This is a genomic window from Delftia deserti (assembly GCF_042653485.1).
Lineage (GTDB): Bacteria > Pseudomonadota > Gammaproteobacteria > Burkholderiales > Burkholderiaceae_C > Comamonas > Comamonas acidovorans.
On the sequence record NZ_JBHSIH010000001.1, the window covers coordinates 688,369 to 712,305 of the forward strand.

Below are 23,937 nucleotides of genomic sequence, written 5' to 3' on the forward strand. Positions count from 1 at the left end.
GGGTTCCTGCGGCTTAGCCGGCGGCCGGGGCAGGAGCCGCTGCCGGTGCTGGAGCAGGCGCCTTGTCCGCAGCGCCAGGTGCTGCCGGCCCGTCGGCCGGCTTGCCCTTGCGGGCCTGGGCCTTGGCGCGCAGGTCCACCTCCACGGCGCGCACCTTGTCGCCGGGCTTGATGCGCTGGAAGCCATCGACCACCACGCGCTCGCCGGCCGACAGGCCATCCTGCAGCAGCCACATATTGCCCACGGCGCGGTCGATGTTCACGGGCCTGCGCTCGATCACGTCGTCGGCCTTGGCCACCAGCACGCTGGCCTTGCCGGTCAGGTCGCGCGTCACCGACTGCTGGGGCACCAGCAGCGCCTCGGGCGCCAGGCCCGTGGGCAGCAGGGCCTGCACATACATGCCGGGCATGAGAACGCCCTGCGGGTTGGGCACCACGGCGCGCAGCGTCACGCTGCCCGTGGTGGCATTGACGATCACGCCGGCAAACTGCAGCTTGCCCTGGTGGCTGTAGTCCGTGCCATCGTCCAGGCGGATGCGCACGGCCACCTTGTCGCCTTCCACCTTCTGGAAGCGCCCGGCATCCCAGTCACGCTTGAGCTGCAGCAGCTCGCTGGTGGACTGGGTGAAGTCCACATACATGGGGTCCAGCTGCACGATGGAGGTCAGCGCCTCGGTCTGGTTGGCGGTGACCAGCGCGCCCGGCGTCACCGTGGACAGGCTGATGCGCCCGCTGATGGGCGCCTCGATGCGGCTGTACTTGAGGTTGATGCGCGCGGTCTCCAGATTGGCCTTGGCCACGGCCACGTCCGAGCGCGACTGGGCGGCCGCTGCCTGGCTTTCTTCAAAGGCCTGCTGGCTGATGGCATCGATCTTGACCAGCTCGGCATTGCGCCGCGCCGTGGCCTCCAGCGTGCGGGCGCTGGCTTCGGACTTGGCCACGGCCGCCTGGGCGCTGGCCTCGGTGGCGCGCAGCGAGGCTGCGTCGATCTGGTAGAGCTGCTGGCCCTGGCGCACCAGTGCGCCCTCGGTGAACAAACGCTTTTGCACGATGCCCGACACCTGGGGCCGCACCTCGGCGGTCAGCGAGGCGCGCGTGCGGCCCGGCAGCGTGGCGTCAAGCTGCTGGCTCTGTTTTTGCAGCGTGACCACGCCCACCTCGGTCGCAGCCTTGGCCGTGGCGGCAGGTGCTGCATCCTTCTTGGAGCAGGCAGCCAGGCTGGCGGCCAGCGCCAGCGCGCACAGCACGGCAGCACCGGGGCGCTTGCTGCGTGCAAGCAAGGCAGGAGGTTGTGCGTGCCCTGCGCCGGGCTGGGAATCGGAAGACGCGGCAAAGCGCGGGCTCGGCGAAAAAGGCACGTCAAAATTCATAGGAACAGCGAAGTCGTTTGGGGCATCGCACGATTGTGCAGTGCCCATATTTCTTGTTTGTAAAGCGGATGGCATGCCACCTAAATCTCCTGGCAAGTCCATCCAGGATGATGCATGTGTCGGAGCGCGCCGACACACGCAAGTTCAATGCCATTTACCGGCCTGTTCAGTGCTTAGGTGCGGGTGCCGTGCGCACGCGAAGCAGGCTGAACACGCCCGCCATGGCCGCAAAGCAGCCCGCCACGGCCAGGGCCACGATTTCGGCATGGCCGCCATGCCCGCCCGCGAAGGTGAAGATGGTGGCCAGCACCACGGCGCCCAGGGTCTGCCCCGTGAGCCGCGCCGAACTCAGCATGCCGCCGGCCGCGCCGCTGCGTGCCAGGGGCGCCGTGGTCACGATGGTGTGGTTGTTGGGCGACTGGTACAGCGCAAAGCCGCTGCCCGCCAGCAGCATGCGCCAGACCATGTCCACGGTCGAAGGCGCATCGGGCATGGCCGCCAGCGCCCACAGCCCGCAGGCGAACATGGCCATGCCGATGCCGCCCAGCAGCCCGTCCGCATAGCGGCCGATGAGCCGGCCCGCGATGGGCGCAGTCAGCACCGTGGCCAGCGGCCAGGCCGTGATCAGCAGCCCGGCCTCGATGGGCGACATGCCGTGCGACTCCAGCAGCAGGAACGGCAGGGCCAGATAGGCCAGCATCTGCGCGCAAAAGGCGCTGACCGATCCGCACATGGACAGCGCAAACACCGGAATGCGCAGCAGGTCCACCGGCAGCAGCGGCGCGGGCAGGCGCCACTGGCGGCGCACATACCATGCGCCCACCAGCAGGCCCGCGCCCAGCAGCCACCAGCCCGAAGGCAGGGAGGAATCGGCACCGCCGGCGCGCACGCCCAGTTGCTCGCCGCCCAGGAAGATCAGGCTGAACATGAGGATGTTGAGCAGCACGTCCAGCGGCGACAGCCGCGCCCCTGCATGGCCGGCCACGGCATTGACCGGCAGCGCGCGGCGCCCCAGCCACAGCGTGAACAGGCCCAGCGGCAGATTGGCCGCAAACAGCCAGGGCCAGCTGGCCACCGACAGGATCGCCGCCGCCACCGAGGGCCCGGCCATGGAGGCCGTGGCCACCACCAGTGAATTCACGGCCATGCCCCGGCCCAGCAGGGCACGCGGATAGATCAGCCGCACCAGGGCGGCGTTGACGCTCATCACCCCCGCAGCGCCCAGGCCCTGCAGCGCACGCGCCGCCACCAGCGTGGGCAGCGACGTGGCCAGCATGGCCGCCAGCGAGGCCACGGAAAACACCAGCATGCCCACCAGATACACACGGCGGTAGCCCAGGCGCTCACCCAGGGCCGCCAGCGGCAGCAGCAGCACCAGGCTGGCAAGCTGGTAGGAATTGACCACCCACAGCGTATGGGCCGAGCTGGCCTGCAGCTCGCGCGCCATGGCCGGCAGTGCCAGATTGACCAGGGTGCTGTCCAGCACCGACAGCGTCAGCCCCAGGATGATGACCAGCATCGCCTGGCCTCGGGGGCCTGACGCAAGTCCATCGTGGACAGGCGCAGCCTCTGCCGCGGGTGCCAGGCTCATGAATGGCCCTTTGCGCCCACGCGATGGGCACGCGCACCGCCCAGCGTGATCCAGGCCAGGGCCACACCGATCAGCGCGCCCGTGGCCATGCCCACCACCATGGGCAGGGGCTTGCCCGTGGAGAACAGGCCCACGATCTGCATGGCCGCGGCGCCCGACAGCATCTGCAGCGTGCCCAGCAGCGCCGAGGCCGTGCCGGCAATGGCGCCGTGTTCCTCCAGCGCCAGCACCGAGGTCGTCGGTATCACCAGCCCCATCAGCGCGCTGGCCACGAAGTACAGGCCGATCAGCACGGCCAGCCGTTCACCGCCCAGCAGGTAGTAGGCCAGCAGCGACAGCATCACCAGGCCGGAGCCGGTGGCCGCCACCTTGACCACGCGCACCAGCCCGAAGCGCTGGCCCAGCCAGCCCGTGAACTGCGCCGCGCCGATGAAGGCGATGGCGTTCAGCCCGAAGGCCAGGCTGTACTGGGTGGAGCTCAGTCCGTAGTAATTGATCAGCACAAAGGGGGAGCCAGCCAGGTAGACGAAAAAGCCCGCCATGGCGCAGCCGCCGATGAAGACCAGGCCCAGGTAATGCCAGTCGCGCAGCAGCACGCCGTAGGCGCGCAGTGCGCCGGCCACGCTGCTGTCCAGCCGCGCGGCGGCCCCGCGCGTTTCCTTCAGGCCCATGAACACGGCCACCAGGCCGATCACGGCCGCCACGGCCACGGCCCAGAACACGCCGCGCCAGCTGCTGACGGCGATCACGCCGCTGCCGGCCAGCGGCGCCAGGATGGGAGAGACGCTGAACACCAGCATCAGCAGCGACATCATGCGGGCCGCCGCGTGGCCGGTGTGCAGGTCGCGCACCACGGCGCGCGGCACCGCCATGCCGGCGGCCGCGCCCAGGCCCTGGATGAAGCGCAGCACCACCAGGGTCTCGATGCTGGTGGCCATGGCGCAGCCGACGCTGGCCAGCGCGAACACGGTCAGGCCGAAGTACAGCGGCGGCTTGCGCCCCACCATGTCCGAGACCGGCCCGTACAGCAGCTGGCCCACGCCCAGCGAGAGGAAGAAGGCCGTCAGGCTGGCCTGCACCGCGCCCACCTGGGCGCCCAGGCTGCTGCCGATCTGGGGCAGCGCGGGCAGGTACATGTCGATGGCAAACGGGCCGATGGCCGACAGCAGGCCCAGGATCAGCACCAGGCGCAGCGTGTGGGAATCAGGGGAAGCGGGAGAAGAAGAGGAAGGCATAGACGCAGACATAGACGCGCCATTGTGGCGGCAAGCGCGCGGGGCTGCAGGGGGCTGCTCACATTTCCTGGGCATGCAGCCCAGCGCACCTGGCGCTGGCGGCTTGCCGCGGCACAAATTCAGAAGCCCGCAATCCTGTTACGCTCCGATACGAGATTGCCACCCAAGAGGCCAACCCACCTTTTCATCGCTGCCACTGCCACCGCCATCGCCACTGCAACACACCATGCGCCCATCCCTGCCCTCCTTTCCACCGGCCCTGAATGCACTGCCGGGGCCCCTGCTCGCCGCCCTGCTGCTCGGTGTCTGCACGCTGGGTTCTGTCCAGGCAGCGCAGCGAGAGACACCGCAGGAGGCACAGCGCAGCCCCAGGCCCGGCGCCGCTCCTGTGCTGGAAGTATCCGAAGACGGCCGCGACGTGATCGACCGGCGCGCCCGCCTGCTGTGGCCACGCTGCGTGGAAGGCATGCACTGGAATGGCAAGACCTGCACGGGCCTGCCGGAGCTGCTCACGCACAAGCAGGCGCAGGCCCTGGCCGCCGAGCGGGCCAAGCAGGACGGCGTGCGCTGGCGCCTGCCGCGCGTCAACGAGATGCGCCGGCTGATCTCGCGCGACATCCGGCCGCAAGGCCTGTCGCCCGAACTGTTCCCGGGCGCACCGCGCGGCTGGCACTGGACAGGCACGGCAGCGGTGAACGCGCGGCCCGTCAACCCCTACAACTACAGCAATATCTCGGGCAGCGCCGGTACGCAGCTGTCGGCCCAGCAGGCCTGGGCCATCGACCTCGACAGCCTGGAGACGCGGCCCGACATGGGGCGCGGCAACCAGCTCATGGTGCGGCTGGTGCGGCCCCTGCCCTCCGCGCCGCCCGATGAAAAGGCCGAGGCTCCCACCAGGCCGGCCCCCCACAGGCCGGACCCGGACGAGGAGGACTGACGCTCAGGCCGCGCGCAGCGAGGCCTTCAAGCTGGCGCCCAGTTCGGGCTTGTGCGCGAACGGATCGGTGGGATTGCGCCCCTGCACCACATCTTCCATGCGGGTCTGGACCGAGCCCAGCGCCTGCGGATGGCTGTAGATGTAGAACTGGTTGGCCGCAATGGCGTCGAAGACCTTCTGCGCCACATCGGTGGCCGTGACCTTGCCCGAGCCCACGGCCTTCTCGCTCATGGCCTGGCCGATCTTCTGGCTGGCCGTCAGCGGCTGGGCGGCCAGATGGCCGGGCCGGTTGCGCTCGCTGTGGCTGATGCCCGTGGGCACGAAGAAGGGGCACAACACGCTGGCGCTGATCTGGTCGGAGACCAGGGCCAGGTCCTGGTACAGCGTCTCGGTCAGGCTGACCACGGCATGCTTGCTGACGTTGTAGATGCCCATGTTGGGCGGCGCCAGCAGGCCGGCCATGCTGGCCGTGTTGACGATGTGGCCCTCGAAGGACAGGTCGGCCTTGGCCGCCTCCAGCATCATGGGCGTGAACAGCCGCACGCCGTGGATCACGCCCCAGAGGTTGACGCCCAGTACCCACTGCCAATCTTCCAGCGTGTTCTCCCAGACCAGTCCGCCCGCGCCCACGCCCGCGTTGTTGAACACGAAGTGCGGCGCGCCGAACTGCTGGCGCACCTCATCGGCCAGGGCCTGCATCTGGGCTGCGTCGGACACATCCACGCGGCGTGCCAGCACGCGCACGCCCTGGCCCTCGAACTCGGCGGCGGCCCTGTCCAGCGCTTCCTGCTGCACATCGACCAGCACCAGGTTCATGCCCAGCTTCGCGCCGATGCGCGCGCACTCCAGGCCGAAACCCGAGCCCGCGCCCGTCAGCACCGCCGTCTTGCCCTTGAAGTTCTTGATCATTCCCTTGTCTCCTGGTTTTTGTGGTGGTTCAGATCAATTTGACGAGTTGCTTTCCGAAGTTCTTGCCCTTGAGCAGACCCAGGAAAGCGGAAGGTGCGGAGGCAATGCCTTCGGCAATGCTCTCGCGCGGGCGCAGCTTGCCGGTGCCCACCAGACGGCCCAGTTCCTGCAGCGCCTCGGGCCAGACTTCCATGTGCTCGCTGACGATGAAGCCTTCGATACGGATGCGGTTGATCAGGATGAGCGCGGGATTGGCCATGGGCAGCGGCGTGCCGTCGTAGCCGGCGATCATTCCGCACAGCGCGATGCGCGCAAAGGCATTGGTGCGCAGCAGCACGGCGTCGAGGATGTAGCCGCCCACGTTCTCGAAGTAGCCGTCGATGCCCTGCGGGCAGGCGTCCTTGAGCGCCTTGGCCATGGTCTTGGTGTCGGGGTGTTCGCGGTAGTCGATGCAGGCGTCGAAGCCCAGCTCCTCGGTGGCGTAGCGGCACTTCTCGGGGCCGCCCGCAATGCCCACCACGCGGCAGCCGCGTGCCTTGGCCAGGGCCGCGAAGGCGCTGCCCACGGCGCCCGTGGCGGCGCTGACCACCACGGTCTCGCCGGCCTTGGAGGCGATGATCTTCACCAGGCCGTACCAGGCCGTCACGCCGGGCATGCCCACGGCGCCCAGGTAGTGCGACAGCGGCACGTGGGTGGTGTCCACCTTGCGCAGCATGCCGGGCGCATCGCCATCGACCACGCTGTACTCCTGCCAGCCGCCCATGCCCACGACCTTGTCGCCGACCGCAAACTTGGGATGGCGGCTTTCCACCACCTCGCCCACGGTGCCGCCGATCATCACCTCGCCCAGCGGCTGCGGCTGGGCATAGCTCTTGCTGTCATTCATGCGGCCGCGCATGTAGGGGTCCAGGCTCAGGTAGTGGTGGCGCACCAGCACCTGGCCTTCGGCCAGCGCGGGGGTCTCGGTACTGACAAGGCGGAAATTGCTTTCCACGGCTTCGCCCTCGGGGCGGTTGTCGAGCAGGATCTGCTGGTTCACGGGCATGGGAAAACCTCCGGTGGCATCACAAACAATGGAACCAGTTCCCGGTGCTGCCGGGGCTGGCGTGTGGCATTGGGTATCTGGCAAATCGCCGTGCGGATCAGTCCGTGGCGAGGGTTGTCTCGGCGGCGGCCGGCTTGGCCACGCGCGGCATGTACTTGAACGTTCCGGTCGCATGGCTGCACAGCCGGCCCGAGGCATCGAACACGCGCGCCTCGGTATAGGCCATGGAACGCGTGCGGTGCAGCACCACGCCCTTGGCCACCAGCGGGCCGCGCGCCGGCTGCATGAAGCTGGTCTTCATCTCTATGGTCACGCAGCCCATGTCGCGCTGCAGGCTGCGTGCAGCCACGGCCATGGTCACGTCCAGCAGGGTCATGGTGGCGCCGCCGTGGGTCACGTCAAAGGTGTTCAGGTGCTCGGGGCGCGCCTCGAAGCGCAGCTCGGACTCCCCGTCCTCCATGCGGTGCAGGGTGAAACCCAGGTGGTCGACGAAGGGGATGGGGTGGCCAAAATCCAGCACGAAATTCTCCAGTTCGGATCGCAATGGAGCCGAGCATAAGGGCGCCGGCAGGCGCCACCGCGCGCGGCGGCCCGATCTGCGGGAAAAACTGTCACCTCGGCAGCAGCGCCGCTGCGGCTCAACCGCCCACCAGGGCGCTGACGCCGCCGTCCACGGCCACCCACTGGCCCGTGATGTGCTTGCCCGCGTCGCTGGCGTACAGCAGGGTCAGGCCCTTGAGGTCTTCGTCGTCGCCAAGGCGGCGCAGGGGGGCGTGGGATTTCATTTCATCCTCGCCCAGGGTCTCGATCAGCACGCTGGCCATCTTGGTCTTGAAGAAGCCCGGGCAGATGGCGTTGACGTTGATGCCGTGCACGCCCCACTCGCCGGCCAGCGCGCGCGTGAAGTTGATGACTGCGCCCTTGGAGGTGTTGTAGGCAATGGTCTTCATGCCCAGCGGGTTGCCGCCCAGCCCGGCAATGGAGGCCAGGTTGATGATGCGCCCGGTCTTGCGCGGGATCATGCTGCGCCGCGCGATCTGCTGGCTCAGCAGGAAGTAGCCGCGCACGTTGAGGTTCATCACCTTGTCCCAGGCGGCCACCGGGTGCTCCTCGGCCGGCGCGCCCCAGCTGGCGCCCGCGTTGTTGACGAGGATGTCCACCTGGCCCAGGCGCTCCAGGGTCTCGGCGGCCAGGCGCTCGATGTCGGCCTCGTTGGCGCAGTCGGCGGCAATCCAGCGGGCGTCTATGCCTGCGGCCTGCAGCTCGGCGGCGGCTTCCTCCAGGTCGGCGGCCTTGCGCGAACTCAGCATGATCCTGGCGCCCGCCTCGCCCAGCGCATGGGCCATCTGCAGGCCCAGGCCGCGCGAGCCGCCGGTCACCAGGGCGGTCTTGCCGGTGAGGTCGAAAAGTTGCTGCACATTGCGAGTCATTCGTCTGTCTCCTGCGCCGGGTCTTGTGTTCCGGTCATGGTTGGAATGGAGGGCGGCCATCCCCAAGCGGAACAGCCTGCAGCGGCGATTGTGCAAGCCGCCCTGCTGTGCCGCATGTCACATGCGTGTCCGGCCCGTCAATCCCCGAACAGCGAGCGCGTGCCGCCCCAGGCCGCGCCTTCGATCTCCAGCATGCGCAGCTTGGTCAGCGCACCTGCGCCGCCCGAGAAACCGCCCGGCTGGGCGCCGGCAGCCAGCACGCGGTGGCAGGGAATCACGGGCGCAAAAGGGTTGAGGCCCAGCGCCTGCCCCACGGCGCGCGACAGGCCCACCTCGCCCAGCTCGCGCGCGATCTCGCCATAGGTGCGCGTATGGCCGGGCGCAATGGCGCGCGTCAGGTCATAGACGCGGCGGTGAAAGTCCGACACGCCGTGCCAGTCCAGTGCCAGCTCGGCCAGATCCGGCAGTGCCTCGCCTGCGGGCAGCATGTGCCGTGCCCGCAGATCGGGCAGCACCGGGCCGTCACGCAACTGCCGCGCGCTGGGCGCGGAAGGCTCCAAGGTCCACTCGCCATGGCCCGCCATGAGTACCTGCACGCCGGCGATGGCCTGTGCCACGCTGACCGGCAGGTCCTCGGTCCGCGCCGCTGCGGCGTAGCTGCCCGGTCTGCGCAATTGCACGCCGCGCAGCATGCGGGTGCGCGTGGCAGCGGGGCCGTCCACCTCGGGCAACTGAAAGGCCACCAGGCCGCAGGCGCCCCAGGCCACGCCACAGGGCCCCACGCGCGTGGCAAACAGCGCATGGCCCGTGGCCTCGGGGTCCCATGCCGGATGGCCGGTGCTCGATTCGTTCGTCATGGCAGTGCTTTTCTCCTGGCAGGCGATTGTGGCCGGATGCGGCCGGTTGCGCCCCGCTGCCATCCGATTCGGGAAAACACTGTAAAAAAACACTGGTCTAATACTGGATGCGCAGCCAGTTATTACTGTATATTTCACCAGTCATCATTCCTCACCTCGTGAACCATGGACATGCAAGAAGCCGCCTTCACCGTCACCTTGTGTGACTACCCCAACCTGCCCGAGCAGGAACGCAACAAGGCCGAGGCACGCTATGCCCGCGTGCTCGAACGCCAGCTCGGCAGCGCCGAGCAGGTCAGTGAAACCCTGTACCTGGTAGAGGGCCTGGAAGACACGCCCCCTGAAGAAATCAGCGACGACGCCAAGCTCGCCTTCGCCCGCTGGATGAAGGCCGCGCGCGCCGCCACCGAGGCCGGCATGCAGGGCCTGGGCGACGGCGAATGCAGTTTCTTCGAGGTGCGGCGCGGCTGGCGGCATTGAGGCCCGCCTCCGGGGAACCCGCAACGCGGCCTGCGCAAGATGCGTCGGCAGGCCTCAGGCCTGCCCGCGCAGCTGCTCGCGCAGCAGGCGGCGGTTGAGCTTGCCCACGGCGGTCTTGGGGATCTCCTGGGCAAAGACCACGCGCTGCGGCTTCTTGTAGGAGGCCAGTTGGCCAGCCACATGGTCCATCAGCGCCTGGGGCTCGGCCGATTGGCCGGGCCTGAGCACCACCACGGCCGTGACCGTCTCCACCCATTTGTCATGCGGCGTGCCCACCACGGCGCACTCGCGCACGGCCGGGTGGGTCATGAGCGCGTTCTCCACCTCCAGCGGATAGACGTTGTAGCCGCCGCTGATGATCATGTCGGACTTGCGGTCCTTCAGGTGCAGAAAGCCGCACGCATCCAGCACGCCCACATCGCGCGTGCGCACCCAGCCATCGGGCGTGAAGGTCTCGGCCGTGAGCTGGGGCGCGCCGTGATAGCCGGCCACGGCCGAGGGCGCGCGCACGGTGATCTCGCCGGGTTCGCCAGCCGGCACATCGCGGCCCTGGTCGTCGAGCAGGCGCATTTCCACATCGATGCAGGGCTGGCCGCAGGCCGAGCCGATGAGTTCGTCCACATGGTCCTCGGGCCTGAGCACGGCCAGGCACAGCGGTACCTCGGTCTGTCCGTAGTACTGCCAAAAGCGCTGCCTGCCCCAATGGGCCATGGCCCGCTCCAGCACGGCGCGCGGCATGGGCGAGGCACCATAGATCACATACCGCAGCGCAGGCACATCGGCTTTTGCGAAGTCCGCGTGCTCCAGCAGCATCTGCAGCATGGTGGGCACCAGGTTGATGGCCGTCACGCGCTCGCGCTGCAGCGTGGCCAGGAACTGGCCGGGTTCGAACCCCGGCAGGATCACAGTGCGCGCGCCACGCAGCCAGAACGGCAGCACGAAGACACCGCTGGCATGGATCATGGACGCCGCGTGCAGCATGGCATCGCCCGGCGTGGCCGGCAGCAGGTTGAGCAGCACGTTGCGGCAGATGCCCGCATAGGAGGCCTGGGTGTGCTGGGCCGCCTTGAGCGTGCCCGTGGTGCCCGAGGTGAACAGCGTCAGCACCACATCGTCGGGCCCGACCTCGATGTCGGGCCCCTGTTCCGGCTGTCCCTGGGCCAGCGCCAGCAGGTCGGCCGATCCGTCAAAGGCCGCTCCCAGCCCCAGGCAGTCCAGGCCACCCATGGCTTCGCGCAGCGCCTGCGCGCGCGGCGCCAGCCCTTCGCCGAAGATCAGGTGCGTGCAGCCGGTCTCCCCCAGCATGGCCACATGCTCGGCCAGCGACAGCCGCGCATTGAGCGGCACGCGGTTGAGCCCGCCTTTGACGCAGGCGAAATCCAGCGGCACGCTGTACAGGCCATTGCCCAGCAGCAGGGCCACGCGCGAGCCCTGGCCCACGCCCGCCGCGTGCAGCGCATGCGCCAGCCGGCTGCTGAGGGCATCGACCTGGGCAAAGCTCAGGCTCTGGTCCCCATAGGTGACGGCGGTGCGCGGCCCGTGCTGGCGCGCGCCCCGACGGATCAATTCCAGATAGGTGGGTTGGCGCGCCTGTGCGCCGCCCGGCACGGTGTTCGAATGCATGTAGATCTCCTGCTGCCTCAATCCTCGAAGCGGCCATGGCGGCCCGCTCCTCCCACAAAACTGGCCGCACCGGCCTGGCCTTCGGCCACCACCATGGGCGTGCCCCGCGCGCCTTCGTTGCGCAGGGCCTCGGCCAGCGGCAGGTCCCATTGCGCATAGGCCGATGCGCGATCTGCCAGCATGCATTGCTGGGGAAATGCCGCGATCTGCCGCGCCAGCGCCAGCGCCTCGACCAAGGCGCCCTGGGGCGGCGCCACGCTGTTGACCAGGCCCATGGCCCGGGCCTCGGGCGCAGGCACGGCACGGCCCGTCAGAATCATGTCCAGGGCCCGGCCCATGCCCACGATGCGCGGCAGGCGCACCGTGCCGCCATCGATCAACGGCACGCCCCAGCGCCGGCAGAACACGCCGAAGACCGCGTCCTCGTCGGCCACGCGCAGGTCGGCCAGCAAGGCCAGTTCCAGGCCGCCGGCGACCGCGTAGCCGTTGACCGCCGCGATCAGAGGCTTGGACAGCGCCAGCCGCGTCGGGCCCATGGGCCCGGCACCGCCGCCTGCCGGGTCCAGTTCGTTGCGCAGGTCGGGATCGGACACGGCCCCCAGATCCGCGCCTGCGCAGAAGTGCCCGCCCGCCCCCGCCAGAATGGCTACGCGCAATGCCGGGTCTTCTTCAAAGCGCTCGAAGGCCTGGCGCAGTTCCTGCGCCATGGGCCGGTGCACCGCGTTGCGCTTGCCCGGCCGGTTCATGGTGATGACGCATACCGCACCATCGACCGCGAAATCCACGAATTCCATGCCTCAGCTCCTGAATAACGCTGTCCCGCCCGCGCCGGATGCCAGGTCCGGGACATGCTGCAATGCATGCTAGGAAGCATTGCAAGGTTTCACAACGATGGACAAGTCATGTAATGTCGTGCCGCCGCGCCCGAGCGGCCCCGACCTGATGCTGGACCTGCTGATGGCGCGCGGCCAGGCGCTGCCGGCCTCGGCCCTGCTGCGCGCGGGCGCGCTGCTCGGCCTTGGGGAAACCACGGTGCGCGTCAGCCTCACGCGGCTGGTGGCCCAGGGCAAGATCGCGCGGCACGGGCGCGGCAGCTACCAGGCGCAGGCCCAGGGTCCGTCGCTGTCGCGCACGGTGGATGGCTGGCGGCTGCGCGAGTCGCGGCGCACGCCCTGGCAGGGACGATGGCTGGCCGTGCACGATGCGGCCGTGCCGCGCTCGGACAAGACACGCTGGCGCCACCACCAGCTGGCCCTGGGCTTGCGCGGCTTCGCCATGCTGGAGCAGGGCCTGCTGGTGCGCCCCGACAATCTCGCCGGGGGCTTGGCGGTCCAGCGCGAGGAACTGCACGCCCTGGGCCTGTCGGGATCGGCCCTGATGTTCCTGGCGCAGGACTTCGACGAGGCCACGCTGGCCCGGGCGCGCGCTCTGTGGGATGTGCGGGCGCTGCAGTCGGCCCACCGCCACTGGCTGGGCGTGGTACAGGCCAGCCATGCGCGCCTGGACGGCATGCCCCTGCCCTCGGCCCTGCGCGAATCCCTGCTGCTGGGCCGCCAGGCCATCGCCCACCTGCTGCGCGACCCGCTGCTGCCCGAGGAGTTGATGCCTTCGAACGCGCGCCAGGCGCTGCATCAGGCCCTGCGGACCTACCAGGACAAGGCACTGGAACTGTGGCTGCGCTGGCTGCAAGACGGCGGGGCGTCCTGAGGCTTTGCAAACTGCATACACTTGCGGGCTTCGCGCCGGCAGCGGCCAGCGCCTTCCCCCTGTCTTCGATCTCCCATGCAAGCCCTGCTCGACGCCATCGCCCGGATGGAACCCTCCACCGACGCCCAACGCATCTTCCATGGACGCGGAGGACTGCACCCTGGCTGCGAACATCTGGCGCTGGATATCTTCCCCCCTGTGCTGGTGCTGACCAGCTTCGCGCCACTGGACGCCGATGCCCTGGCCGCCATCGGCGACGCGCTGGGCCGGCGCTGGGGTGAAATCGCTGCCGGCCAGCCCCTGAACTGGGTCTACCAGCTGCGCCAGAGCGCCGCCCCCGCCGAGACACGCCTCATGGCCGGCGAAGTGCCCGACCCCCATGTGGTGACCGAGGCCGGGACCCGCTATCGCGTGCACGTGCTGCGGGGCCAGAACCACGGCCTGTTCCTGGACATGGCCGAGGGCCGGCGCTGGGTGGGCGCGCATGTGGCCGCCCATCCCGAGCATCGCCACGGCCTCAAGGTGCTCAACCTGTTCGCCTACACCTGCGCCTTCTCGGTGGTGGCGCTGCAGGCCGGCGCCCGCCATGTGATGAACATGGACATGGCCCAGGGCGCGCTGGCCACGGGCCAGCAGAACCACCGGCTCAACGATCTGTCGGGCGCCAGCTTCCTGGCCCACGACATCTTCAGCAGCTGGGGCAAGATCACGCGCGGCGGGCCCTACCATCTGATCGTGGTGGACCCGCCCAGCTACCAGAAGGGCAGCTTCGTCGCCACCAAGGACTATGCCCGCCTGATGCGCCGCCTGCCCGGCCTGCTGCGCCCCGGCGGCCATGTGCTGCTGTGCCTGAACGCGCCCGAGATGGGCACGTCCTTCCTGCGCGAGCACATGCGCGAGCATGCGCCCGAGCTGGAATTCGTGGAGCGCGTGGCCAACCCGGGCGCCTTCGCCGACATCGATCCCGAACGCAGCCTCAAGGTGCTGGCCTACCGCGCACCCGCGTCCACGGCCTGATCGCCGGGCTCTTTTCCTGGAGCAGGTTGGTATCTCGCGTCCTCATTCCACAGGCAGGCCATGCTGCCCGTTGGCGGTGCTGACAAGGAAAGCAGCGTGGGGGCAGGAGCGCGGCCTCCATAGAATTCATCGAGAAGGAGGAGAAAGTGGCGTCCAGAAAGACTGTGCGAAAGGCGGCACCAGCGCCGCCGCAAGTGGCCGCTGCGATACAGCGAGAGCCAGGGTCGGTACCGCCGGACGCGCAGGGACACTGGCAGCAGTTCAGCAGAGCATCACTGTGGCTTAACGACAGGGCCCTGCCTATGTCAGGCCTCATGCTGTCCATCGCCATGCTCTACATGCTCTCCTTCATACAGGAAGAGAAGGTTCCGCTGAGCATCACCTCCTCCACGATGATCACGGCCCTGCCATCGCTGTTCGTGCTGCTGGTCCTGCTCATCGCTCTGTTGACCGGCTTTCTGCTGTCCCCGACGCTGGCACTGTTCACCCCCATGACGCCGCAGGGTTCCAAGCGCTTGATCGATCTGCTGCAAGGACAGCACGATAAGCCCAGCCAAGGCCGGCAGCCTGCTGTCTCCAAAGCCATCATTGGCGGCTGGCTCCTGTCTCTCGCGCCTCCCGGAGTGGCCCTGGGAATGGTGGAGTTGCTACCCATGCAGTGGCTCGACGAGTATTCGATCTGGCTGGAACTGGCGTTCTTGCTCATGTGCCCCGCACTGGCCGTCCTGATCCTGTGGGTCGCCATTCGGTTCCATCCACAGGTGCCGAAATGGCGCGAGACATCTTGGAGCTTTCGGGGCCTGCTGATGGCGACCATGCTGCCCCAGCTCGTGCTCATGACCTATGTGGTCATGCTGGCCGCGCGCGCGACCCATGGCAATGGAGGCAGCCTCGGAATACTGGCACTGTGTACTTTGACAGGCGCTGTCGGCTTGGGCTTGCTCCAACTCGCCGGAGCCCGGCTCATCGCCGTCGTAACGAAGCCAGGCGACTCTCTGGCAGGAGCTGCGCTGCTGAGCATAGGCCTTGTCGCGCTCCTTGGCATCTATCCGCCGTCGGGCGCCCTGCTGGCGGGGGCGGCACTACAGATAACAGCATCAGGTGCTAGAACATGTGCGGTGCTATCGTGGACGCCCGAGGGGGCCAAGGCCCTGCCTCGACTCAAAGACAACGCCTTTCCCAATGACACCCTTCCTCTACGCATTCTGGTCGAGTCCGATGGTCATTTCCTGGTTCGTGCAATAGGCGAGAAAAGCAAGCGCGTGGATTTCATACCTCGCTCGGTGGTAACGGGCATCCATGAATGCCCGGCAGTGCGCTCAGGCCCGCCCCCCGCAGCAAACCCCGCTTGAAGCGATCCACGCCCGGCCAGCCATGAGCAGGCGGACAGGCCACTACAGCCGCCCCCACTCGCGCAGGCGCCGGTACAGCAGCCCGCGCGAGACGCCCAGCATGCGGGCGGCCTGCGAGATATTGCCCTGGCAGCGGGCCAGGGCCTGCTCGATCAGCTCGCGGCTGGCCTCGCCCAGGGAGGACGGCGCCTCGGCGGGTGGCGGCAGGGCCTCGATGGCCGGCAGCACCTCCTCGACCTGGGAAGATCCCTCATCCAGCCGCGCCTCCATCCACAGCGTCAGCCCCGTGGGCAGCATCTGCGGGCGTGCCTGGCCGTGGTGGGCCAGCTCCAGCAGCCGGTTCAGGCCCAGGCCGAAGACTTCCTCTGCCGCCAGCCCTTCGGGAGGCCGGCGCGGGCAGTCGAACAACTGGGCACCCACGCCGTTGAACCAGCGCACCATGCCTTCGCCATCCACGGCGGCCAGCCCTTCCAGCGGCGTGCCGAACATGCTGCGGCTGGACTGGAAGCGCAGCAGCAGGTGCATGCGTGCGGCGCCCACCAGCAGCCGGTTCTCGATGCAGGTGGCGTACATGTGGGCCATGGCGCCCGCATCGAAGCGAAAGGGGCCCGCCTCGCTGCTCAGGTCCAGCATGGCCACGGTGCGCCCGCTGGCGTCGCGCACGGGCGCGGCCGCGCAGTGCAGCGAGGCCAGGCAGCGGAAGAAATGCTCGCCGCCGCGCACATGGCAGACCTCGCCCGTGCGCACGGCCACGCCGGGTGCGCCCGTGCCCACGGCATCCTCGGCAATGTTCACGCCCACGCGCGCGGCAGTGAGCAGCAGCGGGCCGTCGCCCGGCGTGGGGCGCGAGGCGATCAGCACCACGCCCTCGCTGCAGGTAAGCATGGCGCGCGCCTGGCTGCCCGCGATCACGGTCTCGAGTTCGGCGATGGGGTCGCGCGCCGCCTCGATCAGCGCGCGGTTGCGGGTCAGCAAGGTGGCCGTGCGGATCTTGCTGACCGGGTCGAAGCTGATCTTCTCGTCGGGGCTGCGGCTGGCGCCCAGGCAGCGCGTCCAGGACTGCAGCACGGGCTCGGACACCAGGCCCGAGGGGCGCTCGCCACGCTCGAAATAGCGCTCGCGCGCCAGCGCCACCCGGTCCTGGCGCGTGGCATAGAAGGGGTTGGAGGGCAGTGGGGCGGGAGGCGGCTGTTGCATGACGGAGATCAAAACTGCCGCGATTGTTGTTCCGCCACGGCACAGGACAGCACTAGGGAAATCACCCGTGTTGGAACGGATTGCCGGGCTCGGTAACCTCGGGCATCGCCACAGGCCCGCCCGCAATGACACGCTCCCCACACAGCACAAGACACACCCTCCCCGCCCTGCCCACCCTGGGCGCCGCACTGGCCTGTACGCTGCACGCCCTGCCCGCCCACGCGGCGGACGCAGCGCGGGACTCCAGCGAGGCCCTGCTCGCCCCCGTGGTCATCACGGCCAGCCAGCCCGGCGCCGGCCCCGACCTGTGGGGCGCCACGGCCGCCATCGACAGCGTGGACGGCACGGTGCTGCGCGAGGGGCAGATGCAGATCAACCTGTCCGAGAGCCTGGCGCGCGTGCCGGGCCTGGTGGTGCTGAACCGCCAGAACTTCGCCCAGGACCTGCAGATCTCGGTGCGCGGCTTCGGCGCGCGCTCCACCTTTGGCGTGCGCGGGCTGCGCCTGTACGTGGACGGCATTCCGGCAGGCGCGCCCGATGGCCAGGGCCAGGCCGCCAACTTCACGCTGGGCAATGCGGCACGCATCGACGTGGTACGCGGCCCGGCCGCCGTGCTCTACGGCAACAGCGCAGGCGGTGCGCTGCTGCTGTACACCGAAGATGGCGAGGAACCCGGCCTGTGGCGCAGCGGCATGGCCGTGGGGCCGGACGGGCTGTGGCGCCTGTCCACCCAGCTGCGCGGCACGATCGGGGGCGGAAAGCCGGACCAGGCGGATGGCGGCTCCGCCCCCTGGCGCTATGCCATTCACATCGAGCGCTTCGCCACCGACGGCATGCGCCCCCAGTCGGCCGCCGACCGCAGCACGGCCCACATGAAGCTGTCGCGCAAGCAGGGCGACGACCAGTGGCTGCTGCAGTACCAGGAGCAGCGCGCCAGCGCCCAGGACCCGCTGGGCCTGACACGCGCCGAGTTCGAGGCCGACCCCGGCCAGACCACGGCCAGCGCGCTGCGCTTCAATACGCGCAAAAGCGTGCGCCAGCGCCAGCTGGGTGCCGCCTGGCAGCACCAGTTCGGCGCGGGCCGGCGCCTGGAACTCATGGCCTATGCGGGGACGCGCTCCGTGCTGCAGTACCAGTCCATTCCCGTGGCCACGCAGGCACCGCCCTCGCATTCAGGCGGCGTGATCGACCTGGACCGCGACTACGCAGGCATGAACCTGCGCTGGCGCAGCACCCATGAGGATGTGGCCGGCGGCCGGCTGGACTGGTCGGCGGGCCTGGCCTACGACTGGCAGGGCGAAACCCGGCGCGGCTACGAGAACTTCATCGGCAGCCAGCTCGGCGTGCAGGGCCGGCTGCGCCGCGACGAACGCAACCAGGCACGCTCCGCCGACCCCTACCTGCAGGCCGAATGGAGCACGCAGAACCTGGCCCTGAGCGCCGGCCTGCGCCAGGCGCGCGTGCGCTACCGCTCCGAGGACCACTACATCGCAGCCGGCAATGGCGACGACAGCGGCAGCATGGCCTGGCGCGGCTGGCTGCCCTCGCTGGGCCTGCGCGTCAACCTGCTGCCGGACCTGGTGGCCCACGCATCGGTGGGCCGGGGCATGGAGACGCCCACGCTCAACGAAATGGCCTACCGGCCCGGTGGCCAAAATGGCATGAGCAGTGGCCTGAACACCGGCCTGGCCGCCAGCGCCCACAACACCGTCGAGGTCGGCCTGCGCGGGCGCCACGGCAACGCGGGCTGGAACCTCACGCTGTTCGAGACCCATACCCAGCGCGAACTCACCGTGCTGTCCAACATGGGCGGACGCGCCACCTACCAGAACGCAGGCCGCACGCTGCGCCGGGGGCTGGAATTCTCGGGCAACGCCCAATGGGGACGGCTGACGGCCAGCACCGCCCTGACCCTGCTGCAGGCCCGCTACCGCGACAGCTTCCTGACCTGCGAGGCCACGCCCTGCACCACGCCCACCGCCCCGGTGGATGCCGGCGCGCGCCTGGCCGGCACCGCGCCGCGCCGCCTGTGGAGCGAGCTGGCCTGGCAGCTGTCGCCGCAATGGACCTGGACCGTGGACATGCTGCACAGCGGCCCCGTGGCCGTGAACGACCGCAACACCGACCGCGCGGCCGGCTACACCGTCTGGGGCTCCAGCCTGCGCTGGTCACGGCAATGGCAGCAATGGAGCGCCCAGACCTTTGTACGGCTGGACAACCTGTTCGACCGGCGCTTTGCAGGGTCGGTCATCGTCAACGAGGGCAACCAGCGGTTCTTCGAACCGGGTGCGGGCCGTGGGCTGTCGGCCGGGGTGACGGTCAGCCGGACGTTCTGAGCTGTTCCACGGCGGTACAGATCCGCCCCCGGGAAAATCCGAATGTTGTTACACGAGGCCGCTTTTTTTATCGTCTCCCACATGGTGCCCTTGCCCCCCAGCGCCATGCACGCAAAAACAAACCATACAGGAGACGAGACAACATGAAGACCCAGGTGCTTTCCTCCACGCTGCTGGCCGCCGGCCTGGCGCTGGCCCTGCCGGGCGCCGCCCTGGCGCAGGCCGGCCTGCCGAGCAAAGGCTCGCCCGAGCACATACGCGCCGTCACCTCGCGCATCGACTCGCAGAGCATCCGCGACAACGCACGCAGCTCCAAGGACTGGCCCAGCCACGGCATGGACTACAGCGAGACGCGCTTTTCCAAACTCAGGCAGCTGGACACGGCCAATGTGAAGCGGCTGGGCCTGGTCTGGTCGTATGACCTGGAATCCACGCGCGGCGTGGAGTCCACGCCCGTGGTCGTCGATGGAATCATGTACGTCACGGCCAGCTGGAGCGTGGTGCATGCGGTGGACGTGCGCACCGGCAAGCGCCTGTGGAGCTACGACCCCGGCGTGGACCGCGCCAACGGCTTCAAGGGCTGCTGCGACGTGGTCAACCGGGGCGTGGCGGTCTACAAGGGCAAGGTGTATGTGGGCGCCTTCGATGGCCGCCTGGTGGCGCTGGACGCGGCCACGGGCCAGAAGGTCTGGGAGCAGGACACCATCATCGACCGTGCCTACTCGTACACCATCACGGGCGCGCCGCGCGTCATCAAGGGCAAGGTGCTGATCGGCAACGGCGGCGCCGAGTACGGCGTGCGCGGCTATGTCACGGCCTATGACGCCGAGACCGGCGCGCAGCAGTGGCGCTGGTTCACCGTGCCAGGCGATCCGTCCAAGCCGTTCGAGAACGAGGCCATGGCCCGCGCCGCCAAGACCTGGGATCCGGCCGGCAAGTGGTGGGAGGCCGGCGGCGGCGGCACGGCCTGGGACACCATGGCCTATGACCCCGAGCTCAACCTCATGTACATCGGCACGGGCAATGGCTCGCCCTGGGCGCAAGCCAAGCGCAGCCCGGCCGGTGGCGACAACCTGTACCTGGCCAGCATCGTGGCGCTGAACCCCGATACGGGCGAGTACGTCTGGCATTACCAGGAGACGCCGGGCGACAGCTGGGACTTCACCTCCACCCAGCCCATGGTGCTGGCCGACATCAAGATCGGCGGCAAGCCGCGCAAGGTCATCCTGCATGCGCCCAAGAACGGCTTTTTCTTCGTCATCGACCGCACGAACGGCCAGTTCATCTCGGCCAAGAACTTCGTCGATGTGAACTGGGCCAGCGGCTACGACGCCAAGGGCCGGCCCATCGAGACACCGATCGCGCGCAGCGGCGACCGCGCCCGCGACGTGATTCCCAGCCCCTTCGGCGCTCACAACTGGCATTCCATGTCCTACAGCCCCGACACGGGACTGGCCTACCTGCCGGCCCAGCATGTGCCGCTGACGCTGCAGGACAACAAGAACTGGAAGTTCAACGGCGGCTCCCTGCCCGAGCCGCACAGCAACATCGGCTGGAACACGGCCACGCTGATCAACATGGAGCCGCCCAAGAGCACGCCCTTCGGCCGCCTGATCGCCTGGGACCCGGTGGCGCAAAAGGAGCGCTGGCGCGTGGAGCATGCCTCGCCCTGGAACGGCGGCACGCTGGCCACGGCGGGCAACCTGGTGTTCCAGGGCACGGCCGACGGCCGCTTCGTGGCCTATGACGCGCGCAACGGCAAGAAGCTCTGGGAAAAGCCCACGGGCACGGGCGTGGTGGCCGCTCCCATCACCTATGAGGTCGATGGCCGGCAGTACGTCTCCATTGCCGTGGGCTGGGGCGGCGTCTACGGCCTGGCCGCGCGCCACACCGAGCGCAAGGGCCCGGGCACGGTCTACACCTTCGCGCTGGACGGCAAGGCCGAGGCGCCCGCCTTCGTCGCCTACCAGCAGGGCAAGCTGCTGCAGGGCGTGCCCTACGACAAGAGCCTGGTGGCCGAAGGCACGGCCCTGTACGTCAGCAACTGCGCCTTCTGCCACGGCGTGCCCGGCGTGGACCGGGGCGGCAACCTGCCCAACCTCGGCTACCTGGACCCGGCCTATATCGAGCATCTGGACAAGTTCATCTTCAAGGGCCCGGCCATGTCGCGCGGCATGCCGGACTTCACGGGCAAGCTGAGCATGGAAGACGTGGAAAAGATCAAGGCCTTCATCCAGGGCACGGCCGACGCGGTGCGGCCCAAGTAGGCGGCTCCCGCCCCGCTTCCTCTCCCTCCCCCACCTCTCACAGGCATATCCCCGGCCCTGCTGCCCCGCAGCAGGCCAGGGACGGCCTTTGCCTGAAAACCCCCAAACAGGAATCCCGCCATGCGATTCAAACCCCGTCAACGCGCATCACTGGCCCTCGCAGCTGCGGCCGCAATGGCCGCCAGCACGGCCTTCAACGCCCACGCCGTCGATATCGACGCAGGCGACTACACCGCCCTGCCTCCGGGCACCACGCTGGGCATGGTCTATTACCAGCACGCCACGCGGGACAGCCTCTATGCCAATGGCGACCAGGCGCCCATACGGCCGAGGCTGACCTCGGACATCGGCATAGCGCGCGGCGTGCACTTCATGAAGCTGGGCGACTATGTGATCGACCCGCAGTTCCTGCTGCCCTTCGGGCGCCTGTCGGCCTCGCGCGATATCGCGGCCATGGGCAGCAATACCGGCGTGGGCGACCTGATGCTGGCCGCCACCCTGTGGCTGACAAAGCCCGGCGACAAGGAGCACTTCGGCATCACCCCCTTTGTCTGGCTGCCCACGGGCCAGTACAACCGCAACGACCCGCTGAGCCTGGGCGAGAACCGCTGGAAGGCCGCCCTGCAGGCCGGCTGGATCAAGCCGCTGGGCAAGAGCGTGACCATGGACCTGGCGGCCGATGTCACCGTCTTCGGCAAGAACGACGACTTCGGCGCCAACAGCGCCACGCTCAAGCAAAAGGCGCAGTTCCAGTTCCAGGGCCTGCTGCGCTACCACCTGTCGGAGACCTCGGACCTGCGCCTGGGCCTGTCGCACCTGACGGGCGGCGAGACCCAGGTCAACGGCGTGGCGCAAGGCGACCGCCAGTCCACCACCAAGGTCTCGTTCGGCGGCGCGGTGTTTGTCGCGCCCAAGACGCAGCTGCTGGCCACCGTGGGCCGCGACCTGCATGTGCGCCAGGGCTTCAAGGAGAACGCCCGCATCAACCTTCGTCTACTGCAAGTGTTCTGACCCCCCGGTCCCCCGACCTCTGCCCATCCACCAAGGAGCGAACCATGAACCTCAACGACATCCAGCACCAGATCACCGAGCGCGCCAGCGCCTTCCTCAACCGGGGCACGCATGACCTCTTCATCGACGGCCAATGGGTGGCGGCCCGGACCGGCCAGCGCCTGTCCACCGTCAACCCGGCCACCGAGGCCGTGATCGCCGAAGTCGCCAGCGCCGGCCCTGCCGACGTGGACCTGGCCGTGCGCGCCGCCCACCGCGCGCTGCACCTGGGCCCCTGGGGCCGCATGCGCCCCGTGGAGCGCGAGCGCCTGATGCTGCGCCTGGCCGACCTCATGGAGACCCATGCCCAGGCCCTGGCCGAGGTCGAATCGCTGGACAACGGCAAGTCCGCCGCCATTGCGCGCGCCGTGGACATCGCCATGGCCATCGACTCCATCCGCTACATGGCCGGCTGGGCCACCAAGATCGAAGGCATGACGCACGAGCACTCCGTGCCCTTCGCGCCCGAGGCCCAGATGTTCACCTACACCCGGCGCGAGCCCGTGGGCGTGGTCGCCGCCGTCGTGCCCTGGAACTTCCCCCTGCTCATGGCCACCTGGAAGCTGGCGCCCGCGCTGGCCGCAGGCTGCACCCTGGTGCTCAAGCCCGCCGAGCAGACGCCGCTGACCGCGCTGATGCTGGCCGAGCTGATCCAGGAAGCGGGCTTTCCGCCCGGCGTGTTCAACGTCGTCACGGGCGACGGCCCCGGCACGGGTGCGCCCCTGGTCTCGCACCCGCTGGTCAACAAGGTCAGCTTCACGGGCTCGACCGAGGTGGGCAAGCTCATCGGCCATGCCTGCATGGACAACATGACGCGCATCACGCTGGAGCTGGGCGGCAAGTCCCCCGTCATCGTGCTGGATGACTGCGATCCCGCCGCGGCGGCAGCGGGTGCGGCCAATGCCATCTTCTTCAACCACGGCCAGGTCTGCTGCGCGGGCTCGCGCCTGTACGTGCACAAGAGCATGTTCGACCGCGTGGTGGCCGACGTGGCCGACCAGGCCGCCAGGCTCACCCTGGGCCATGGCCTGGACCCCAGCGCGCAGATGGGCCCGCTGGTCTCGCAGGAGCAGATGGAGCGCGTCTGCAGCTACATCGACATTGGCCGCGGCCAGGGCGCCGAGGTGGTGACGGGCGGCGCCCGCGCAGGCCAGCGCGGCTACTTCGTGCAGCCCACGGTGATGACCGGCGTGCAGCACGACCACCGCGTCGCCCGCGAGGAAATCTTCGGCCCCGTGCTCGTGGCCATGCCCTATGACGACCTCGACGAAGTCGCCGCCTGGGCCAACGACACGCCCTACGGCCTGGGCGCCAGCATCTGGTCCAACAACCTGTCCAAGGTCCACCGCCTGATCCCCAAGATCCAGTCCGGCACGGTCTGGGTCAACTGCCACAGCACGCTGGACCCGGGCATGCCCTTCGGCGGCTACAAGCAGTCCGGCATGGGCCGCGACATGGGCCGCACCGCGCTGGATGCCTATCTGGAGACCAAGTCGGTGTTCATCAATCTGTGAGCCGGATACGGCGGGCCGCTC

General features: G+C 68.9%; 20 protein-coding genes. 9 read left to right on the forward strand and 11 right to left on the reverse strand.

What is annotated here, in order from left to right:
- Nucleotides 1-13: 13 nt before the first annotated feature.
- The 3 genes from ACFPFG_RS03365 to ACFPFG_RS03375 all read right to left on the reverse strand — a co-directional run bounded on the left by ACFPFG_RS03365 (nt 14) and on the right by ACFPFG_RS03375 (nt 4,195).
- Nucleotides 14-1,369 (reverse strand): efflux RND transporter periplasmic adaptor subunit, encoded by a 1,356-nt coding sequence (locus ACFPFG_RS03365; protein ID WP_183020473.1) that lies wholly within the window; start codon nt 1,367-1,369, stop codon nt 14-16.
- Nucleotides 1,370-1,535: 166 nt separating this feature from the next.
- Nucleotides 1,536-2,960, reverse strand: a complete 1,425-nt coding sequence (locus tag ACFPFG_RS03370; protein WP_183020472.1) for an MFS transporter — start codon at nt 2,958-2,960, stop codon at nt 1,536-1,538.
- On the reverse strand, nt 2,957-4,195 hold the full coding sequence (locus ACFPFG_RS03375) for a multidrug effflux MFS transporter (RefSeq protein ID WP_183020471.1): 1,239 nt from the start codon (nt 4,193-4,195) through the stop codon (nt 2,957-2,959). The genes ACFPFG_RS03370 and ACFPFG_RS03375 overlap by 4 nt, the downstream gene beginning before the upstream one ends.
- A gap of 226 nt (nt 4,196-4,421) precedes the next feature.
- On the opposite strand from ACFPFG_RS03375, the gene ACFPFG_RS03380 reads away from it, so the two are divergent.
- Nucleotides 4,422-5,132: an Lcl C-terminal domain-containing protein gene (locus tag ACFPFG_RS03380; protein ID WP_374618292.1), complete on the forward strand. Its 711-nt coding sequence runs from the start codon at nt 4,422-4,424 to the stop codon at nt 5,130-5,132.
- 3 nt (nt 5,133-5,135) lie between these two features.
- On the opposite strand, the gene ACFPFG_RS03385 is transcribed toward ACFPFG_RS03380, so the two are convergent.
- From ACFPFG_RS03385 to ACFPFG_RS03405, 5 genes are all read right to left on the reverse strand, one after another.
- A complete protein-coding gene (locus tag ACFPFG_RS03385; RefSeq protein ID WP_183020469.1) occupies nt 5,136-6,041 on the reverse strand; it encodes an SDR family oxidoreductase in 906 nt (301 codons plus the stop codon).
- 28 nt (nt 6,042-6,069) lie between these two features.
- Complete coding sequence (locus ACFPFG_RS03390) at nt 6,070-7,086, reverse strand: NADP-dependent oxidoreductase (protein WP_380105044.1); 1,017 nt, start codon at nt 7,084-7,086, stop codon at nt 6,070-6,072.
- A gap of 97 nt (nt 7,087-7,183) precedes the next feature.
- A complete protein-coding gene (locus ACFPFG_RS03395; protein WP_016446794.1) occupies nt 7,184-7,606 on the reverse strand; it encodes a PaaI family thioesterase in 423 nt (140 codons plus the stop codon).
- 118 nt (nt 7,607-7,724) lie between these two features.
- Complete coding sequence (locus ACFPFG_RS03400) at nt 7,725-8,516, reverse strand: SDR family oxidoreductase (protein ID WP_183020467.1); 792 nt, start codon at nt 8,514-8,516, stop codon at nt 7,725-7,727.
- Nucleotides 8,517-8,653: 137 nt separating this feature from the next.
- The gene (locus ACFPFG_RS03405) at nt 8,654-9,373 is read right to left on the reverse strand and encodes a methylated-DNA--[protein]-cysteine S-methyltransferase (protein WP_183020466.1); all 720 of its coding nucleotides are present in this window, start codon (nt 9,371-9,373) and stop codon (nt 8,654-8,656) included.
- A gap of 165 nt (nt 9,374-9,538) precedes the next feature.
- Here ACFPFG_RS03405 and ACFPFG_RS03410 point away from each other — a divergent pair, with 165 nt between their 5' ends.
- Entirely contained in the window at nt 9,539-9,853 is a 315-nt protein-coding gene (locus ACFPFG_RS03410; protein ID WP_013802728.1) for a hypothetical protein, read from the forward strand.
- A 54-nt stretch (nt 9,854-9,907) separates the two neighbouring features.
- Here ACFPFG_RS03410 and ACFPFG_RS03415 read toward each other — a convergent pair whose 3' ends face one another.
- Both ACFPFG_RS03415 and ACFPFG_RS03420 read right to left on the reverse strand, forming a co-directional pair.
- A complete protein-coding gene (locus ACFPFG_RS03415; protein ID WP_183020465.1) occupies nt 9,908-11,476 on the reverse strand; it encodes a class I adenylate-forming enzyme family protein in 1,569 nt (522 codons plus the stop codon).
- Nucleotides 11,477-11,493: 17 nt separating this feature from the next.
- Nucleotides 11,494-12,270 (reverse strand): crotonase/enoyl-CoA hydratase family protein, encoded by a 777-nt coding sequence (locus ACFPFG_RS03420; protein ID WP_380105048.1) that lies wholly within the window; start codon nt 12,268-12,270, stop codon nt 11,494-11,496.
- A 118-nt stretch (nt 12,271-12,388) separates the two neighbouring features.
- Here ACFPFG_RS03420 and ACFPFG_RS03425 point away from each other — a divergent pair, with 118 nt between their 5' ends.
- From ACFPFG_RS03425 to ACFPFG_RS03435, 3 genes are all read left to right on the forward strand, one after another.
- Nucleotides 12,389-13,183, forward strand: coding sequence for a PaaX family transcriptional regulator (locus ACFPFG_RS03425; RefSeq protein ID WP_380105050.1), 795 nt, complete (start codon nt 12,389-12,391; stop codon nt 13,181-13,183).
- A gap of 75 nt (nt 13,184-13,258) precedes the next feature.
- The gene (locus tag ACFPFG_RS03430; protein WP_380105052.1) at nt 13,259-14,200 is read left to right on the forward strand and encodes a class I SAM-dependent methyltransferase; all 942 of its coding nucleotides are present in this window, start codon (nt 13,259-13,261) and stop codon (nt 14,198-14,200) included.
- A gap of 314 nt (nt 14,201-14,514) precedes the next feature.
- The gene (locus ACFPFG_RS03435) at nt 14,515-15,552 is read left to right on the forward strand and encodes a hypothetical protein (protein ID WP_380105054.1); all 1,038 of its coding nucleotides are present in this window, start codon (nt 14,515-14,517) and stop codon (nt 15,550-15,552) included.
- A gap of 42 nt (nt 15,553-15,594) precedes the next feature.
- On the opposite strand, the gene ACFPFG_RS03440 is transcribed toward ACFPFG_RS03435, so the two are convergent.
- A complete protein-coding gene (locus ACFPFG_RS03440; protein WP_232245846.1) occupies nt 15,595-16,749 on the reverse strand; it encodes a helix-turn-helix domain-containing protein in 1,155 nt (384 codons plus the stop codon).
- 125 nt (nt 16,750-16,874) lie between these two features.
- Between ACFPFG_RS03440 and ACFPFG_RS03445 the strand changes: the two genes are divergently transcribed.
- From ACFPFG_RS03445 to ACFPFG_RS03460, 4 genes are all read left to right on the forward strand, one after another.
- Nucleotides 16,875-19,085, forward strand: a complete 2,211-nt coding sequence (locus tag ACFPFG_RS03445) for a TonB-dependent receptor domain-containing protein (protein WP_380105056.1) — start codon at nt 16,875-16,877, stop codon at nt 19,083-19,085.
- A 143-nt stretch (nt 19,086-19,228) separates the two neighbouring features.
- Nucleotides 19,229-21,352: a PQQ-dependent dehydrogenase, methanol/ethanol family gene (locus ACFPFG_RS03450; protein WP_380105058.1), complete on the forward strand. Its 2,124-nt coding sequence runs from the start codon at nt 19,229-19,231 to the stop codon at nt 21,350-21,352.
- Between the two features lie 120 nt (nt 21,353-21,472).
- Entirely contained in the window at nt 21,473-22,363 is an 891-nt protein-coding gene (locus ACFPFG_RS03455; protein ID WP_380105060.1) for a transporter, read from the forward strand.
- A gap of 44 nt (nt 22,364-22,407) precedes the next feature.
- On the forward strand, nt 22,408-23,916 hold the full coding sequence (locus ACFPFG_RS03460; RefSeq protein WP_380105062.1) for an aldehyde dehydrogenase family protein: 1,509 nt from the start codon (nt 22,408-22,410) through the stop codon (nt 23,914-23,916).
- Nucleotides 23,917-23,937 lie beyond the last annotated feature (21 nt).